The sequence below is a fragment of the Vibrio neptunius genome, from assembly GCA_019339365.1.
GTDB lineage: Bacteria > Pseudomonadota > Gammaproteobacteria > Enterobacterales > Vibrionaceae > Vibrio > Vibrio neptunius.
Genome location: CP079859.1, coordinates 574,551 through 591,735 on the forward strand (window position 1 = coordinate 574,551; position 17,185 = coordinate 591,735).

19 protein-coding genes and 1 pseudogene are annotated in these 17,185 nt (G+C 45.4%); 16 read left to right on the forward strand and 4 right to left on the reverse strand.

Features of this window, described 5'->3' with window-relative positions; genetic code table 11:
- Positions 1–101 precede the first annotated feature (101 nt).
- A complete protein-coding gene (locus KW548_02750; GenBank protein QXX07027.1) occupies positions 102–1,091 on the reverse strand; it encodes an alpha/beta fold hydrolase in 990 nt (329 codons plus the stop codon).
- Between the two features lie 85 nt (positions 1,092–1,176).
- Between KW548_02750 and rhtB the strand changes: the two genes are divergently transcribed.
- The 8 genes from rhtB (at position 1,177) to KW548_02790 (ending at position 8,589) form a co-directional block, all read left to right on the forward strand.
- Positions 1,177–1,794 carry a homoserine/homoserine lactone efflux protein gene (gene rhtB / locus KW548_02755; protein QXX07028.1) on the forward strand — a complete coding sequence of 206 codons (618 nt, stop codon included), beginning with the start codon at positions 1,177–1,179 and terminating at the stop codon, positions 1,792–1,794.
- A gap of 23 nt (positions 1,795–1,817) precedes the next feature.
- On the forward strand, positions 1,818–3,044 hold the full coding sequence (locus KW548_02760) for an HDOD domain-containing protein (GenBank protein ID QXX07029.1): 1,227 nt from the start codon (positions 1,818–1,820) through the stop codon (positions 3,042–3,044).
- Positions 3,045–3,151: 107 nt separating this feature from the next.
- Positions 3,152–3,493, forward strand: coding sequence for a metalloregulator ArsR/SmtB family transcription factor (locus tag KW548_02765; GenBank protein ID QXX07030.1), 342 nt, complete (start codon positions 3,152–3,154; stop codon positions 3,491–3,493).
- A gap of 23 nt (positions 3,494–3,516) precedes the next feature.
- Positions 3,517–4,518 (forward strand): ArsJ-associated glyceraldehyde-3-phosphate dehydrogenase, encoded by a 1,002-nt coding sequence (locus tag KW548_02770; protein ID QXX07031.1) that lies wholly within the window; start codon positions 3,517–3,519, stop codon positions 4,516–4,518.
- Positions 4,519–4,530: 12 nt separating this feature from the next.
- The gene (locus KW548_02775) at positions 4,531–5,022 is read left to right on the forward strand and encodes a cyclin-dependent kinase inhibitor 3 family protein (GenBank protein ID QXX07032.1); all 492 of its coding nucleotides are present in this window, start codon (positions 4,531–4,533) and stop codon (positions 5,020–5,022) included.
- Positions 5,023–5,096: 74 nt separating this feature from the next.
- The gene (gene arsJ, locus KW548_02780; protein ID QXX07033.1) at positions 5,097–6,317 is read left to right on the forward strand and encodes an organoarsenical effux MFS transporter ArsJ; all 1,221 of its coding nucleotides are present in this window, start codon (positions 5,097–5,099) and stop codon (positions 6,315–6,317) included.
- A 99-nt stretch (positions 6,318–6,416) separates the two neighbouring features.
- Complete coding sequence (locus KW548_02785) at positions 6,417–7,430, forward strand: acyltransferase family protein (GenBank protein ID QXX07034.1); 1,014 nt, start codon at positions 6,417–6,419, stop codon at positions 7,428–7,430.
- Positions 7,431–7,611: 181 nt separating this feature from the next.
- Positions 7,612–8,589: an amidohydrolase family protein gene (locus tag KW548_02790; protein ID QXX07035.1), complete on the forward strand. Its 978-nt coding sequence runs from the start codon at positions 7,612–7,614 to the stop codon at positions 8,587–8,589.
- Position 8,590: 1 nt separating this feature from the next.
- Here KW548_02790 and KW548_02795 read toward each other — a convergent pair whose 3' ends face one another.
- Positions 8,591–8,920, reverse strand: coding sequence for a DUF2500 domain-containing protein (locus KW548_02795; GenBank protein QXX07036.1), 330 nt, complete (start codon positions 8,918–8,920; stop codon positions 8,591–8,593).
- Between the two features lie 307 nt (positions 8,921–9,227).
- On the opposite strand from KW548_02795, the gene KW548_02800 reads away from it, so the two are divergent.
- From KW548_02800 to KW548_02815, 4 genes are all read left to right on the forward strand, one after another.
- Complete coding sequence (locus KW548_02800) at positions 9,228–9,593, forward strand: DUF4145 domain-containing protein (GenBank protein ID QXX07037.1); 366 nt, start codon at positions 9,228–9,230, stop codon at positions 9,591–9,593.
- Between the two features lie 930 nt (positions 9,594–10,523).
- Positions 10,524–11,147, forward strand: a complete 624-nt coding sequence (locus KW548_02805; GenBank protein ID QXX07038.1) for a lysoplasmalogenase — start codon at positions 10,524–10,526, stop codon at positions 11,145–11,147.
- A 64-nt stretch (positions 11,148–11,211) separates the two neighbouring features.
- Complete coding sequence (locus KW548_02810; protein ID QXX07960.1) at positions 11,212–11,448, forward strand: YecH family protein; 237 nt, start codon at positions 11,212–11,214, stop codon at positions 11,446–11,448.
- Between the two features lie 98 nt (positions 11,449–11,546).
- Complete coding sequence (locus KW548_02815) at positions 11,547–12,131, forward strand: YhgN family NAAT transporter (protein QXX07039.1); 585 nt, start codon at positions 11,547–11,549, stop codon at positions 12,129–12,131.
- A gap of 56 nt (positions 12,132–12,187) precedes the next feature.
- Here the strand turns inward: KW548_02815 and KW548_02820 are convergent, their stop codons facing one another.
- Together KW548_02820 and rsmD are read right to left on the reverse strand one after the other, a co-directional pair.
- Positions 12,188–12,454, reverse strand: coding sequence for a DUF1145 domain-containing protein (locus KW548_02820; protein ID QXX07040.1), 267 nt, complete (start codon positions 12,452–12,454; stop codon positions 12,188–12,190).
- 12 nt (positions 12,455–12,466) lie between these two features.
- Positions 12,467–13,066, reverse strand: coding sequence for a 16S rRNA (guanine(966)-N(2))-methyltransferase RsmD (gene rsmD, locus KW548_02825; GenBank protein QXX07041.1), 600 nt, complete (start codon positions 13,064–13,066; stop codon positions 12,467–12,469).
- 209 nt (positions 13,067–13,275) lie between these two features.
- On the opposite strand from rsmD, the gene ftsY reads away from it, so the two are divergent.
- The 4 genes and pseudogenes from ftsY to rpoH all read left to right on the forward strand — a co-directional run bounded on the left by ftsY (position 13,276) and on the right by rpoH (position 17,134).
- Positions 13,276–14,451, forward strand: a complete 1,176-nt coding sequence (ftsY, locus tag KW548_02830; GenBank protein ID QXX07042.1) for a signal recognition particle-docking protein FtsY — start codon at positions 13,276–13,278, stop codon at positions 14,449–14,451.
- Positions 14,452–14,478: 27 nt separating this feature from the next.
- Positions 14,479–15,152 (forward strand): annotated as a pseudogene (ftsE, locus tag KW548_02835) (cell division ATP-binding protein FtsE).
- Positions 15,142–16,110, forward strand: coding sequence for a permease-like cell division protein FtsX (gene ftsX / locus KW548_02840; GenBank protein ID QXX07043.1), 969 nt, complete (start codon positions 15,142–15,144; stop codon positions 16,108–16,110). The pseudogene ftsE and the gene ftsX overlap by 11 nt, the downstream one beginning before the upstream one ends.
- 166 nt (positions 16,111–16,276) lie before the next feature.
- Entirely contained in the window at positions 16,277–17,134 is an 858-nt protein-coding gene (gene rpoH, locus KW548_02845) for an RNA polymerase sigma factor RpoH (GenBank protein QXX07044.1), read from the forward strand.
- The last annotated feature ends 51 nt before the right edge of the window (positions 17,135–17,185 follow it).

A 17,185-nucleotide genomic window follows, 5' to 3' on the forward strand; every position in this document is an offset into this window, starting at 1 on the left:
GTAATGCGTTGAACAGCCCGGGAAGGGCAGAGTGACTATTCTACTGCAACAGAAAGGGGAAAAAGAGGGTAAAAGTTACCCTCGAGTATTTCCTATTTTTATCAATGCTGATTGAAGAAAGACAGTGTGGCATCCAGTGCTTGATCGCGATATTCGTCTTTTTCGAATAATACTTCGTGGCGCGAGCTGTAAATGATCTTTAGCGCGCACTGATAGTTGGTTTTCGCCAGTTTCTTGATGAATTTGAGCTGATCCTGATTGGAAACGATCTGGTCACTGCTAGCTTGAAGGAGTAACAATGGGATTTTTATCTGGCGCGTCATCAGGTGACACTTTCTGGCCGCCATTAATCCCTGCCACACCCAGCGCGTGCTGGCTCCGCCAATTTTTAGCTCTGGCCTCTGCTCATAGAGATCACGAAACCAGTGATAGCGGATCTGGCTTTGAGTTAGGAAGTTACCTTCAAATGGTTTTGGGTAATAGGGGGCTTGGCCGGGGGCAAAAGTTGGCTTGGGCGCAAGCGCAGTCATGATTTGGCCAAGGGGTATTGCGATTGGTTTAAGATGCCAGGGCAGATTGACGCCAAACATAGGTGCACTGAGTGACACCGCTGAAAATGAATGATCTGGATAGCTCTGTAGGTAACGAGTGGCGATATTGCCTCCCATTGAATGGCCGAGCAAGTAACGTTTATCGTAACCACTTAAGTCAAAGTGATGAATCAAACCATGTAAATCTTGCACATAGTCCTCGAAATCTTCGACATAACCCATTTGTTGGTCTTCAATCAGTCGATCGGACAGGCCCTGACCTCGATGGTCGAAGGAATAGATGTCATAGCCTTGTTGGAACAGGTCATAGAACAGTTCCTGATACTTCCAGGTGCACTCTATACGGCCATTGACCACCACGATAGCTTTGGTGTGCTCCGGAGAGGTAAGTTTCACCCAGAACAGCCGGATTTTATCAAATGACTTAAAGAAGCCTTCCTCACGGGAGCGCCAAAATTGAGCAATATTGTTATTGATTGCTTGCTCAAAATTCGACTCTTGAGTATAAGGTGGATTAATGCTGGTGCTCGATTCATTCATGATATCGGGGCCTAGTATCAACACTGACAAGTAAACAAGTCTAAATTATGTGTGGCTAAGGAAGTTTAGTCGAGAGGAAAACACTATGGATATGCATGTTTGGTTAGCCTACGTAGTGACAGCTATTGTATTCAGCCTCGCTCCAGGTTCAGGAACCGTGAACTCAATCAGTAATGGTCTGAGCTATGGTACACGTAAATCTCTCTCAGCGATCGCAGGGCTGCAAATTGGGCTGACGTTACACATTATCTTAGTCGGTGCCGGCATTGGAGCCTTGGTTGCTCAATCAGCAACTGCATTTACCGTGATTAAATGGGTCGGTGCAGCTTATTTAGTTTGGCTAGGTATTCAGAAATGGCGCGATAAGTCTGGTTTGGCGACTCACACCGAAGGGGAAGCGTTATCCGGCACTAAACTGATGAGGAATGCTGTTCTGATTAATCTGACCAATCCCAAATCCATCGTATTTTTGGTCGCGTTGTTTCCGCAATTCATTGACCCTGCCAAAGATCAGCTGACGCAATTGGCGGTATTGGGAGTAACAACTGTGGTGATAGACTCGATTGTTATGCTGGGCTACACCTCTTTGGCGGCACAAATGGGGCGTTTTATCCGTTCTGATAAGATTATGAGTAAGATCAACAAGGTATTTGGTTCCATGTTTGTCGGTTGTGGGGCATTATTAGCGGCTGCCAAAGCTTAAGTAATTTCAAGGTGTAGCAGTCAATGCGCGATACCTATGTGGCTCGTCAGCCCATTTTAAACGCCAAAAGACAAACGCTCGGGTATGAACTGTTGTTCCGTGACGGAGAAAACAATGCATACCCAGCTCATGTCGATTCCAACCGTGCAACGTATCGTTTAGTTGTCGAGAACTTCCTGTCTCTGGGCACTAATCCTGCTTTTGCACAATCGCGCAGTTTCATCAACTTTCCGTATAAAAGCCTTATTCGTCGCTTACCTCTGTCGCTGCCCAGAGAGCAGATTGTCATTGAAGTACTGGAAACTTGTCCACCGACGGACGAGCTATATGAAGCGATAAAAGAGCTCAACGCAGCAGGTTACCTGATTGCACTAGATGACTTTGTTTATAGCCCTGAGTGGGAACGCTTCTTACCATTTGTTCAGATCATTAAGCTTGATATCATGGCGATGGGGTTAGACGCGGCGTGTGAATTTGTCCAAGAGCATAAGTCACGTGGGATTCGCCGTAAGTTTCTTGCTGAGCGAGTTGAAACAGAAGAAGAATTCTTGACCGCGCGCTCGGCGGGCTTTTCGTTCTTTCAAGGCTTCTTTTTTAGTAAGCCTGAAGTCATCCGTCAGCAATACATTAGCCCTGAACAGGTGATTGCGATGGAGTTGCTTCGTGAAGTATGTCAGACCAACGTCGACTTCGAGAAAGTTGAAGCTATCGTGGCCAAAGACGTTGCGCTGTCTTATAAATTGCTCCGCTTTGTAAACACTATGTCGGAAAGGCTCGAAGTCAGCATCTCTTCATTTAGGCAGGCTTTGGTGTATCTTGGTGAAGACAAACTTCGTATCTTTGTGTCGTTGGCCGTGGCGTCTTTTATTTCCGCTAAAAAGCCCAAAGAGCTGTACAATCTTTCGTTGCAACGCGCTCAGTTTTGCCAGTTGATGGCGAACGAAAATCCATTCAGCCAGTTCCGTGAACAGGCCTTTCTTATCGGCTTGTTCTCAACCTTGGATGCGTTACTGGATCTCTCGCTTGAGGAGTTGGTTAAGCAGTTGCCGCTCAATCAGGCGATTAAGGTCGCTTTACTTGAGCGTCAAGGTCCTTATGGCATCTTGCTTGGGTTGGAAGAGTGCTATGAACGGGCTGACTGGCAAGGCATGCAGGAAGCGTGTCGTCAATTGAACCTATCCGTCGATGACGTTATGCCGCGCATTTCTGAAGCGCAGCGCTGGAGTCAGGACATCAACCGCCTAGTATGAGGCAGCTCTTCTCTTTTGTGAATCTTTTATGACAGTTCCGATTGAATATTGATCTTTAGTTTAGTTTAAACAAATATATATGCATATCCATATATGAGTATATTTAAATGTTGCCACATCAGTTTTTCAAATTACTATCTGACGAAACTCGAGTCCGGTGCCTGATGCTGATTGAACGTGAAGAGTGTTTGTCAGTGGGTGAATTGACCGAAGCGCTTCAGGAAAGCCAGCCGAAAATCTCCCGTCATCTTGCTCAGCTACGCTCAAGTGGTGTGTTGGTTGACGTCCGCCAAGGGCAATGGGTGTTTTATCGTTTGTCGGCGGAATTGCCGGGTTGGATGAAAAAACTGATTGATGATCTTGTCGCGTCTAACTGCCTCAAAACAGAGTACCGACAAGATATAGAGAGACTTCATGCTATTCAGGCTCGTCCTGTTTGCTGCCAGTAATTTGAAATAAGAGAGATAGAAAGATGACAATTAAAGTCGGAATTAACGGTTTTGGTCGTATTGGACGTTTGGCTCTGCGTGCGGCGTTTGATTGGGAAGAACTGGAGTTTGTGCAGATCAATGATGTGGCGGGCGATGCCGCAACACTCGCACACCTGCTGGAGTTTGATTCAGTTCAAGGACGCTGGAATCACGAGGTCAAAGCGGAAGGCGATCAAATCCTGATTAACGATCAGGTTATCAAAGCAACGCAAGAGAAAGACATTGATGCCATCGACTGGTCTGGCTGTGATGTTGTGATTGAAGCGACGGGCAAACACCGTAAAACCTCGATTCTTAAAAAGTATCTAGCTCAAGGTGTGAAACGAGTAGTGGTCTCTGCGCCGGTTAAAGAAGAAGGCGTGGCGAACATTGTGGTGGGTGTGAATGATCATATCTTTGACCCTGCAGCGCATCAGATTGTTACAGCAGCCTCTTGTACGACTAACTGTATTGCGCCAGTCGTGAAAGTGATTCATGAGAAGTTGGGTATTGCGCAGTCTTCTTTTACCACTATCCATGACCTGACCAACACGCAAACCATTCTTGATGCGCCACATAAAGATTTGCGCCGTGCCCGTGCTTGCGGCATGAGCCTTATCCCGACAACGACTGGTAGCGCAACAGCGATTGTGGAAATCTTCCCAGATCTGAAAGGCAAGATTAACGGTCACGCGGTGCGCGTTCCTCTGGCTAACGCATCACTCACAGACATCATCTTTGATGTGAAACGCGATACCACAGCGGAAGAAGTGAATGCGTTGCTTAAAGAGGCGTCACAAGGTGAGCTGAACGGTATTCTTGGTTTTGAAGAACGTCCGCTGGTATCGATTGATTACAAAGGCGACCAACGTTCAACCATCGTTGATGCGCAGTCGACTATGGTGGTAGGTAGCCGCATGGTGAAGATCTACGCTTGGTACGATAATGAAATGGGCTACGCGACACGTACAGCTGAACTGGTACGTAACGTGGGCTTGGTATAAGGAGTGATAGAGATGACACATCCGACTTGGCAATTGGATCTTGAACAAGGTGCGTTGGTACTTACTCCTTGTCCAGGTACTAAAGGCGTTGATCTGGAAGCTTCGCTTGTGCAGCTAAAAGAGCAAGGTGTCGAAGCGATAGTGACGGCGCTGGATAATACAGAGTTAGAGAGCAAAGGCGTTGCTCAGCTTGGTGAAGCGGCAGAGAAGTTAGGTATGCAGTGGTTTCAGATTGAAATTGAAGATGACTGCGCACCGGGTGATGATTTTGCCGCAAAATGGCAGCAAGCCAGCTCTGCACTGCATCAGGTTGTCGATAATGGCGGCAAAGTCGCAATGCATTGCATGGGCGGGTCAGGTCGTACGGGCCTGTTAGCCGCGCATCTGCTGTTAGAAAAACAATGGCCGTTGAGCGACATTATCAAAGAGGTACAGGCGCTACGTCCGGGTGCTTTTACCAAGCCTGTTCAGGTCGATTACATCAACGTAGCCGCGGCGAAATAACCCCTTGAGGAGCTTTTGGATCATCGGTATCCAAAAGCTCCCATCGCTGTACATAAGAGAAAATTGGGTCCTCTATGATCGCAAATCTGAGTAAGAGTGTACGTCAATATATGTTGGTAACGTTCAATTACTGGAACTTCACCATTACTGACGGTGCACTGAGAATGCTGGTGGTGCTGTATTTCCATGATCTGGGCTACAGCACGTTAGAAATCGCGTCTTTGTTCTTGTTTTACGAGTTCTTTGGCGTGGTAACCAACCTGATTGGCGGATGGCTTGGCGCGAGGCTTGGCTTAAACAAAACCATGAACCTTGGACTGGCGATGCAGATAGTGGCGCTGGCGATGCTCGCAGTGCCCAATGTCTGGCTGACCATACCTTGGGTAATGCTGGCTCAGGCGTTGTCTGGTATTGCCAAAGATCTCAATAAGATGAGTGCCAAAAGTTCCATTAAGGCACTGGTGCCTGACGAGCAGCAAGGCGCCTTGTATAAGTGGGTCGCGATTCTAACGGGGTCGAAAAATGCCCTTAAAGGTGTTGGCTTCTTCATCGGTGGTTTATTGCTGTCTCTGATTGGCTTTAAGTACGCGGTGCTGCTGATGGCGGGTGTGTTGACACTGGTTCTGATCGGCAGCTTAATCGGCCTTGAAAGTGATTTGGGTAAAGCCAAAAACAAACCTAAGTTCAGCCAGATTTTTTCTAAGTCGAGTTCAATCAATATCTTGTCTGCAGCACGTATGTTCCTGTTTGGGGCACGAGATGTTTGGTTTGTCGTCGCCTTACCTATCTATCTGGGCAGTGTGTTTGGTTGGGATCATCTTTGGGTTGGCGGTTTCTTGGCGACTTGGGTGATTGCTTACGGCTTTGTCCAAGGCTTTGCTCCTAAGATCACTGGTAAAGCACAAGGTAAAGTCCCTGACGGTAGTGCGGCGCTGATGTGGGCTGGCTTGTTGGCGGTGATCACTGCGGGAATTGCGTACGCAGTGCAAATTGGCTGGCAACCCCAGTTGGTTATCGTTATTGGACTCTTGATTTTTGGTACTGTATTTGCGGTTAACTCTTCCCTGCATTCCTATTTGATTGTTAGCTATGCTAAAGGTGATGGTGTATCACTGGATGTCGGTTTCTACTACATGGCGAACGCTATGGGTCGCTTAATTGGTACAGTACTGTCAGGTTGGATATTTCAGGTTGCGGGTTTGGCTGCGTGCTTATGGGTGTCCTTCGCATTTCTTGCTTTGACCACCCTCATTTCAATCAAGCTGCCTAAGTTGCCCCAATCAGCAACTACGTAAATTAAAACAGTCACATGACTCAAAGTTGACCAAGGTTACACCGTGGTCCACTTTTTTATTGCTACCTTTGTTCAACATTGATTGAACAAAGATAGCGATATGAGAGATAGAGTACTGTTTTTTGACTTATTGCGATGTGTCGCTGCTGTGGCAGTTATCGCGATTCATGTTCTTGCTCCTTATCGCCAAGAACTCGGTAGCATCCCCTTCTCAGAATGGTCTATTGCGATTGGTTTGAATAGCGCGATCCGCTGGGCGGTGCCGGTGTTCATTCTTATTACTGGTGCGCTATTGCTTAGCGATGCCAGGCCATTTGATGCAAAATACTATGTCAAACGTCGATTAGGTAAAGTTTTGGTGCCGTTTATTGTTTGGTCGCTGTTCTATGCGTATCTTTCGGGGTGGAGCTTGAACGGTTTTAATCCTGAAGAAACCAAGCAAGTGCTTGCCAATAGTGCTTCTCACGCCACTTATTATCATCTCGGTTTCTTCTACTACTTCATTCCTTTGTATTTCGTCATTCCGTTTTTTCAATATGTGATCAGGCAGTATGGTGATAGCTCGTTGTACTCTTATGTGGCTATTTGGCTGGTGACGACCTTATTGTTTTTAATCGGTATTGATGGGCCTTGGAGTCATCAAATGTGGCTATACAGCGGCTATTTACCTCTAGGGTACTTGTTGTATAAAAGAGTGCCTCTGACTTCGCCTTATGTCGCCATGTTCGCGGTCGTGGGAATAGGGGCTCTTATCATGACGGGATACGCGGTCATCACCAACAGTGTTGAAGCACAAGAATATACGGTAGGGCGATGGCTGTCGTATAAGACACTCAATGTGGTACTGGCTGCGAGCATGATTTTCGTGTTATGTCGTTATGTTGGTGAAAACTTGCCTGATAAGGCCAACAAAGTGATTGGGTTTATTAGTCAACACAGTCTTGGTATTTACATTCTCCATCCGATCTTTCTATGGCCAATGAAAGAGTATGGCTGGTACCAAGGTCACCCTGCGTGGGTGATTCCCGTGTGGATTGTTTTGAGTGGATCTGGGGCGCTATTGATGAGTTGGATGGTGTCTAAATCCCGCCGTACTCGCTGGTTGTTGCCTTAGCATGGTTGTCAGCTAGTCACCATTAATTGGTGTTTGTTTATGTTCTCAAATCGTAACCGATTAAATTAAAACGGTTTATGTCTAAAACATGGCATTAAACTGCCTCAGTCATCTGGTTAATTGTTATATTGAAAACTTAATCGCAGTGAAGTAAACGGTAACACTGGCTCAGGAAGAGAATATGAACAGACAATGGTTAGCGGGCTTTATCTTGTCAGTAGCTCCATTCGCCTACGGGTATGACGGCAGTTTTAACGATGCTGAGATCCATTATGTTGATTTTTTTCAGCGTACCGATGGCATCAAATATCTGGTGCATAAGATGGATCAAAGCAATATTGAACATGCGTTTGTGATGGGCCTGCCGATTATGAAAAAGTGGAACGCCCACGATCCGGTTGCTCCCCGTTTTGAATTTGGCGATGACTCACCCGTCTATTATTACTCACGTACTGATGAGATTCTCTACCGAGCGCTGAAAGACTCACCGTATCAAGATCGACTGTTTCCTTTCATTACTGGCTTTAACCCCACGGATATGTTCGCGGCGGAACAAGTTGAGCAGATGATTGAAAGCGATCCCGGTTTCTGGAGAGGCATAGGTGAGATTCTGACTCGTCATGATAGTTTGTCCGCGCTGACATTAGGCGAACAGGCCAGAGCTAATCATCCTGCTTTGATGAAGGTGTATCAGGTCGCTGCGAAGCACAAAATGCCAGTGATCCTGCACACCAATATCACGTCTGAACGAGAAACGCACCCGTTGTACAAGCATGAGCTGGTGGAGGCGTTAGAAGAAAATAGTAAAACTAATTTTATCTGGGCGCACGCAGGGACCAGTTCGACACTGCTACGACGCCAGAATTTATCTTTTCTAATCGATGAAGTCAGCGAGCTGCTGGATGATTACGCTAACCTCTACATCTTGGCATCTTGGAGCTTGCGCGACGTGATACTGGCGAGTCCTGAATCGAAGCAAGCATGGGTAGCGTTGATCAAAGAGTATCCCGATCGCTTTATGATTGGTTCTGATGTTGTAGGCCGTTTTAAAATTACGGGTGAAGTTTTATCTCGTTGGGATGAAGTATTGGATGCGCTGCCAGATGACGTGGCTGAAAACATGGCGAAAAACAACATGCTCAAAATGGTGAAGCGCTAGATTAGCGCTTCATCGCAAAATGAAGAAACTTATCACCCTGATAAGTCAGCATGCCTTTGTCTCCAGGATTTAAGGCATGGAAATAATGCACTCCAACCTGAAACTCTCGCTTAGGGCCTAGACGACCTTTCTGCACGTAAATCCAGTATTCCTGCTCATCTTGTCCTTGTTGGGCGTCATGAACATCAATGGCCTGTTTATCAAGAACAGTGACGTCCGCTGTTTGTTCAGGCGCATTTTCCCCCTGAATGTGTTTGCGATAAAGTCGGCTAAATACCCAACCACTGGCGAGCACAAACACAATAATGGCGATGAATAACGTTAATGGCATTGTTGCTCTCCCAAAAAGCTGATGGGTTATTTTAGTGTTAGTTTGACCACAGGTTGAGGCTTTGAACATAACAGTGAGCTTCAGCTATGACTATTTGTAGCATTCTTCGAGATACGTCACACGTTAGTGGTGATTTTGTCAGTATGCTTATAGAGCTAGTCATTGATTCCTTTACATTAATTTACTTGCAAAGGGCGGTGAAAATGGGGCTAGATAGTAGATAATAAGACAGAATATTATTTACTTATAGTACTGGCAGGATGAGGTCAGTCTCTGCCCCTAAACTTACTAGCGATGGAGGGAAGCCATGTCTGATATCGAAAAAGTAGTGACACGGACACGAACAATTGAAAAGCTGCTTCGCACGCAATATCACGCTGAAGGTAAGGGGTTACATCAGTTGATTACCAGCTGTGAAGAACGCTTACCGCATGATGTGATTGGTAAGCTGCGTTATATAGCAACCATTCGCAATAAAATAGTTCATGAAGAAGATTACAAGTTGGAAAGTTGTAGTGACTTTCTTTCGGTGTGTGATGAATGTGAAAAAGAACTCACACCACGCAGTAGCCGCTTTATCTGGCGAGCGGCGATTACTTTGATGACTCTGATTACATTAGCAGCACTACTTTTCTATTATGCTCATTGGGATATTTTGTCTAAGCATTTGTAATAAAAGGTCTAAAACAGACTGTTTTTAAAAAATAGTCAAACTTAGAAATCCGTTGGATTTGTAGACGGGTTTTGTGTGAAAAATCTGCGACATAGCAAAAAGGGACGCGAATGCGTCCCTTTTTGCTTTTGTAATTATGACTTAGTACATCATCGGCAGTGTCATTAGGCCAACAACAACTGCGATCATTACAAGTCCTTGTTTTTGTGAAGAAGTAATCATAACCCTGCTCCTATTCAGTGATGCTTAACTCTATGTAATTTAGAATAGCAGTGTTTTTGTGGTTTGATCAAGTTTTTATTTTACTAAGCGTTAAAAGTAACGCTGTGTAAGTACGAAAATGCAGTGTTTTGGATGGTTTTTTGATTGTTTTTCTATGGTTTTTGAGTTGGTTGAAAACTGTTCTCTTTAAGTTTTTTTTGTTTAAGTGTATGATTTTTATGTGCTTATTTTGTGTTTAACTATTGTTAAATTATAGAGATTGTCATTTTTTTGCTTGATTACTATCTTGGTGTCAGTGTTGGGTTAAATTGATGGTTATCGGGTTTGGTTTTAGCTTGTTTTACCTAGTTTCTGATTAAAATAGCTATCGGCTTACTTGCCTAAGATTACATTCTTTTAGTTTTGGGTGCTTATAATATGCCTTAAATTAAAGTTAAATTATTGATTTTTATTATTTTGTTTTGTTTTTTGTTGCGTGTTTTCATGCTTTTTTGGATCTTGGCTCTCTAGAGTTGGTCAATTTGGCTAAAGTCGTGTTTTATACCAAATTATTGGTGAAATCAGATCGCGATAAAAGAGAATGCGCTGCTTTACCTATGCCTATGTGCGCCTGTCAGAAGCCAATCAAGATCCAAGTTTTGCTTTCCATTTCTGGACATCTTTAGCGTCCTGCCTACACTGGCGACTCAGTTTAAAAGAGGTGGACTCATGTGGAGCTGGCTTTCAGTCGCGCTATCAGGATTTATTAGTATTTCTGCTAATGAAAGCAACCAAAACAAGCAAGCTGTCGTGTTTAAAACATTGTCGCTAGCTATGCTCGTTGTCATACTGTGGAGCCAGAACAGTGTCGCTGGTATATCGGTATGGTGGGTGACACTGGGCTTGCTGATCTCTATGGTGGCTGATGGTCTGTATATCTATCAGCGACATCAGAAGTTGTGTTTTGCTGCGTTTGTTGGGGCTCAACTTTGCTACAGCTCGTCTTTTTGGTTGCAACTCTCTGGGGAGATTGTCTGGTGGCTGCCTGCTATGCTTTTGGCTATCGGCATTGTGGTGTTTTTCCTGATGCTGCCTAAGATAGACCGCTTGATCTTTCCTGTCGTGATTATGGGAATGATGCTGTTGCAGCTCAATTGGGCTGCCGGTGAAGTATGGTTATTGACAGGGGCATGGGCTAGCCTATTAGGTTTCTTAGGCACCTTTACTCTCACTTTATCAGCAGGGCTTCTGGCTGTGCATGATTACAGACATTCCATTCGATATGGGCGTTATCTTATCTCTGGCAGTTACCTGCTAGCACACTCATTGATTACCGCATCTTTGATTATCTAAAATCAAAATCAACGAGATAGTATCAAGTTACTCTTCCTCTACTGACCTGTAAGTGGAGAAAATGATGTTCAATGAAATACACGCACACAAAGTTCTAAACTTATTGCATGACAGACCAATGACAATGCAGGAATTACGTGATGTTGCCTGCGCTGAGTTTGGTGTGCAGGCAAAGTTTTATACCTGCAAGCTGAACGGGCTGGATCTCGATGCACTGATGGCATTTTTTATCGAACGAGAGAAAATTGTCGATGTCGGTGGTAAATGGGCGTTGAATTTAGAGCGTGTTTGTAGCCACTAAAAACTCTGCTTTTTGCCTCCAAATTGTCGAACGGTGTTGATATACTTCGCCGACTTTTTGCTCTGCTTTTGAGAACCTTTGGCTTTGGAGGCTAATTCATGGAAATTCTTTCTGCCGCAACCATGTTGTTTCTTATCATGGATCCGCTCGGTAACCTCCCTATCGTTCTTTCTATTCTGAAGCACCTTGATCCTAAGCGCAGACGTAAGGTTCTCATTCGTGAGCTGCTTTTTGCGCTGATAATATTGATGCTATTTTTGTTTGCAGGTAAGGCGATTCTTAGCTTTCTTCATGTTGAGCCCGAAACGTTGAGTATTTCTGGCGGTATTATCCTGTTCATCATCGCGATTAAGATGATTTTCCCGAGTGCGGGCAGCATTACGGGGTTAGCTGCTGGTGAAGAGCCGTTTATTGTCCCTATGGCCATTCCTATGATTGCGGGGCCATCGGTGATTGCGGCACTGTTACTTCTCTCGACCCAGCACCCGGACAAGTTGCTTGAGTTGTCTGGCGCTGTTCTGCTGGCGTGGGGGGCGACCTTCTTTATCTTGATGTTCTATAACTTCTTCCACCGTATCTTAGGTGAACGAGGCTTAAAAGCCATTGAGCGCCTGATGGGGCTGCTGCTAGTGATGATTTCGACTCAGATGTTCCTCAATGGAGTGAAGAGTTATCTAAGCTAAGAAACAAAAAAATGCCGCTCAAGATGAGCGGCGTTTTACATTGGATGGTGTGGGTTTTACATCATGTACTTGCGACGAATATCGAGCAGGGCAAAGATGCCGAAAATCAGAATCGACCATTTTTCCCAACTGGTCATCTTAATCTTGTCACCAAACGCGCCGATAAAGATGGCTGATTGCAGGCCATGCATGATGAACAGGAAGGCTGTCATGATGTAAAGCGCAATCGCCGCTTTGCCCGGAAAGGGCATAAAGAAGTTCAGGATCAGGATGAACCACACAAAGCCAATCGCGGCTTTGGCAAGAAAAAGTAGAGCTTTCATGAGACTTCCTTTTTAGTCTTGTTGTCTTTCAAATAATCGGTAACTGACTTGGCCTGCCGTTTTTTCTCGGTGTAGGTGCCAGTTGGTTGGAATGCCTTCCAACGCAAGTTCTTTCTCAGTTTCAATATAAATCATGGCATCGTTGGCCAGCCAGCCATTACTTTCCAGCAAAGTGACGGTTTGTTCCAGTAAGCCTTTGCGAAATGGTGGGTCTATAAACACCACATGATGCGGTGTACCTGCTTGTTGAAGAAAGCCCAACGCATCGCTGTTAATCGCGGTAAGGTTATCTGAATTAAGAGCCGCAATGTTTTTTTCTAACTGCTTGAATGCCGTCGGGTTGAGCTCAATCATGGTGACCTTATCAGCCTGACGCGAAGCCGCTTCAAAGCCCAACCCGCCAGAACCGGCAAACAAGTCGAGGCATTTTGCTTGAGGAACATCCTGAGCCAGCCAGTTGAAAAGGGTTTCTTTTACACGATCCGTTGTCGGGCGTAGCCCCTCTGCATCATGAACAGGCAGTTTTCTTCCTCTCCATAAGCCGCTAATAATTCGAACAAAGCCTGTTGAAGGCTTTTTTTGTGATGTGTTTTGCTGGCGACGCTGTACCATAGATTTTTTGACCGCTAATAAAGTGATACTATACCCAGTCGCTCAGTGAGTTCGCCCTGAGTACAGCCCAAATTTTGTTGATGACAAAGTGTATACCATCGTTATAACGCTGGAAACTTTTCACTCTGTTGTCATTTTTCTTTTCTTTACCGGGACAATGCCCGGCGAAAAGTGCCAGAGTAAATTAAGACAATCTAGGATATCCCCAGATGACGGAAAAAAAGAAGCGCGGATTACTTTCTTGGCTTGGCTTCGGTGATGAGGAGCAACAAGCCAAGCAAGCTGCTGAAGAAACCCAATCGGAAATAGTTGAAGAAGTTGCAGAACAAGCGCAAACCGTTGACGACGTTCAGCCAGAGCCTCAGGCTGACTTAGCAGAAGCAGAAGCAGAAGCAGAAGCAGAAGCAGAAGCAGAAGCAGAACAGCCACAAGAACCTCGTGTGATTGAGCAAGAGAAGCCAACGGAAAGCTTTTTTGCCCGCTTAAAGCGTAGCTTAGCGCGTACCAAAGCAAACATAGGCGCTGGCTTCTTTGGCTTGTTTAAAGACAAACAAATTGATGATGAGCTGTTTGAAGAGCTGGAAGAGCAGCTACTGATTGCCGATGTTGGTATGGATACTACGGTGAAAATCATCGACAATTTGACAGAAAAAGCCTCACGTCAGGAACTGAAAGACGGCGAAGCGCTCTATGGTCTGTTGAAAGAAGAGATGGCAGGTATTCTCTCGACTGTCGAAAAGCCGCTTGAACTTGATACCAACAAAACCCCTTATGTGATCCTTATGGTTGGCGTGAATGGTGTCGGTAAAACCACAACAATCGGTAAACTAGCAAAACAGTTTCAGTCACAAGGTAAAAAAGTCATGCTGGCAGCAGGGGATACCTTCCGTGCTGCAGCTGTTGAGCAGCTTCAGGTATGGGGAGAACGCAATAAGGTACCTGTTGTGGCGCAGCATACGGGGGCGGATAGCGCATCGGTAATTTATGATGCTATTGAATCGGCAAAAGCCAAAGGCGTAGATGTTGTCATTGCTGATACTGCTGGGCGTCTACAAAATAAATCAAACCTAATGGAAGAGCTACGCAAGATCGTCCGTGTGATGAAGAAGGTGGACGATTCGGCACCGCATGAAATCATGCTGACATTGGATGCTGGCACAGGTCAGAATGCGATTAGTCAGGCAAAACTGTTTAGCGATGTAGCACCGCTGACAGGTATCACCCTGACCAAACTTGATGGTACTGCAAAAGGTGGTGTGATCTTTGCGCTGGCTGACCAGTTTCAGATTCCAATCCGTTACATTGGTGTGGGTGAAGGTATTGATGACCTACGCCCATTTGAAACTCAGGAATTTATTGACGCATTGTTTAGTCGAGAAGATTAATTGGCAGTTCAGTAAGAGGGATGACGAGTGATAAAATTTCGGCAAGTAAGTAAAGCGTACCGTGGTGGCATGCAAGCGCTGCAAAAGGTCGATTTCCACCTGCGTCGTGGAGAGATGGCGTTTCTTGGCGGCCATTCTGGTGCTGGTAAAAGTACTTTGCTCAAGTTGATTTGTGCCATTGAACGCCCGACGGATGGTAAAATCAGCTTTAATGATCATGATATTACTCGTATTCCCAATAAAGATATTCCTTTCCTGCGTCGCAACATTGGCATTGTCTTTCAGGATCATCGCTTATTGATGGACCGCTCTGTGTTCGATAATGTCGCATTGCCAATGCGTATCGAGTCTATCTCTGAGAGTGAAATCAAACGTCGTGTATCAGCGGCACTGGACAAAACAGATCTGTTGGACAAAGCGAAATGCTTGCCGAGCCAGTTATCTGGGGGGAGCAACAACGAGTCGGTATTGCCCGTGCTGTGGTTAACCGCCCAACGTTACTTTTAGCAGATGAACCGACAGGTAACTTGGATCCAGAGTTGTCAAATCGTGTCATTAAGCTTTTTGAAGAGTTTAATCGGGCTGGTGTCACCATTTTATTAGCCACACACGATATCGGGCTGGTCAATACGCGTCCGCAATATCGCCATCTTGAACTGAACCAAGGCTTTCTGAGTGAGGTAGAAGATTATGGCTGCTAATGTGCGTAATAAAAAGTCGGCCAAAGGCCGACCACAGAATCGCGTCAAGCGTGACAGTTTCTTTACCGTACACTTCAAACAGGCAAACGCAGCGTTTGCAGTAATGTGGTCGCGACCTTTGGGGAATATCCTTACTCTAGCCGTGATTTCTATGGCGTTAGCGATGCCAGCGGCAATGTACCTGCTGGGTAAGAACTTGGCTGCTGCTTCCACCAATGTGACCAGCCCATCGAAAGTGAGTGGTTATCTAAAGGAACAAACACCGGAAGCTCGCATTATGGTATTGAAAGACCAGTTGGAGAGTATGGATGAGGTTGCCAAGGTGGAATACATCTCGCCTCAGCAAGGGCTCGATGACCTAAGCCAATATTCAGGTTTCGATCACGCGATTTCATTGCTGGATAATTATGCTTTGCCGGGTGTGTTAATCGTTACTCCTAGCATTGAAGATAAAGCAAAAATCAAACAGCTGGCTGCGAGTCTTGCAGAAGAAGACGAGGTGACAGATGTGCGCCTTGATGAAGATTGGTTAACTCGTTTAGATGCGATCAAGAATTTGGTCAGTGGTATTGTGGTTACCTTGTCTGTGCTGATGCTCGGGTCTGTGTTCCTCATTGTTGGTAATACGTTGCGCTTTAACGTCCTTGCGAATAAAGAAGAGATTCAAACCATGAAATTGATCGGTGCAACGAATAGCTTTATTTTAAGACCGTATCTGTACTCAGGAATGTGGTTTGGATTGCTCGGTGCACTTACGGCATGGATCATGACAGCGATTATTACCGTGGTCCTCAATAGCAGTGTGGAGCAACTGGCTTTACTTTACGATAGTCGGTTTCGTCTTATTGGGCTGAGTTGGGATGAAAGCTTACTGTTATTGATGCTCGGAACTTTTCTGGGGTGCTTGGCTGCAAAAGTTTCAGCGCAGCGTCATTTGAAAGAAATTGAACCAGTATAAGTCGAAGTTGTCATAATTTTTTGAAAGTATACGCCACCGTATACTTTTTGCTTGTATAGACGAATGGTTTATGCATAATAACTTTCCCCGCTTGAATCTTGTTCATTTTAGGTTCAAGATTGATGGGTTAAAACTTACTCCAGATCAGATATTGATGAGGAATTAAATGACTAACCAAGCGTATCCAATGGCTGTAGTGACACAAGATAGCTTAGATAGCTATATCCGCACAGTGAACGGCTATCCAATGCTGACCGCTGAGGAGGAGCGTGAACTGGCTGAGCGACTACACTATGAAGGCGAAATAGAAGCGGCAAAAGGCTTGATTCTTTCGCATTTACGTTTCGTAGTGCACGTAGCTCGTGGTTACTCTGGCTACGGTTTGCCAATGGCGGATCTTGTTCAGGAAGGTAACATCGGCTTGATGAAAGCAGTAAAGCGCTTTAATCCAGAAGTCGGCGTGCGTTTGGTGTCATTTGCAGTACATTGGATTAAAGCTGAGATTCACGAGTACGTCTTGCGTAACTGGCGCATTGTTAAAATTGCGACCACTAAAGCTCAGCGTAAGTTGTTCTTCAACCTGCGAAAGTCAAAGAAACGCCTAGGGTGGTTCAACAACGGTGAAGTGGAAACCGTGGCGAAAGAGCTAGGTGTTGAGCCTTCGGAAGTGCGCGAAATGGAATCTCGTCTGGCAGCACAAGATGCGGCATTTGAAATGCAAAACGATGATGACGATTCAGGCTCATCCTACTCTGCACCAATGTTGTATCTTGAAGATAAAGCGTCGGACGTAGCGGACAATATTGAAGCTGCTAACTGGGAAGCGCACACGAACAATCGTTTGAGCTTAGCACTGTCGAGTCTTGACGAACGTAGCCAGCATATTGTTCGCTCTCGTTGGTTAGAAGATAGCAAGTCGACTCTGCAAGAACTGGCTGAGACATACAATGTGTCAGCGGAGCGTATCCGTCAGTTAGAAAAGAACGCAATGAAAAAGCTAAAAGCAGCGGTCGGCGACTTTTAATCTTTTTAGCCTAGCAAATTCAGAAAGCCGAGATCGAAGGGTCTCGGCTTT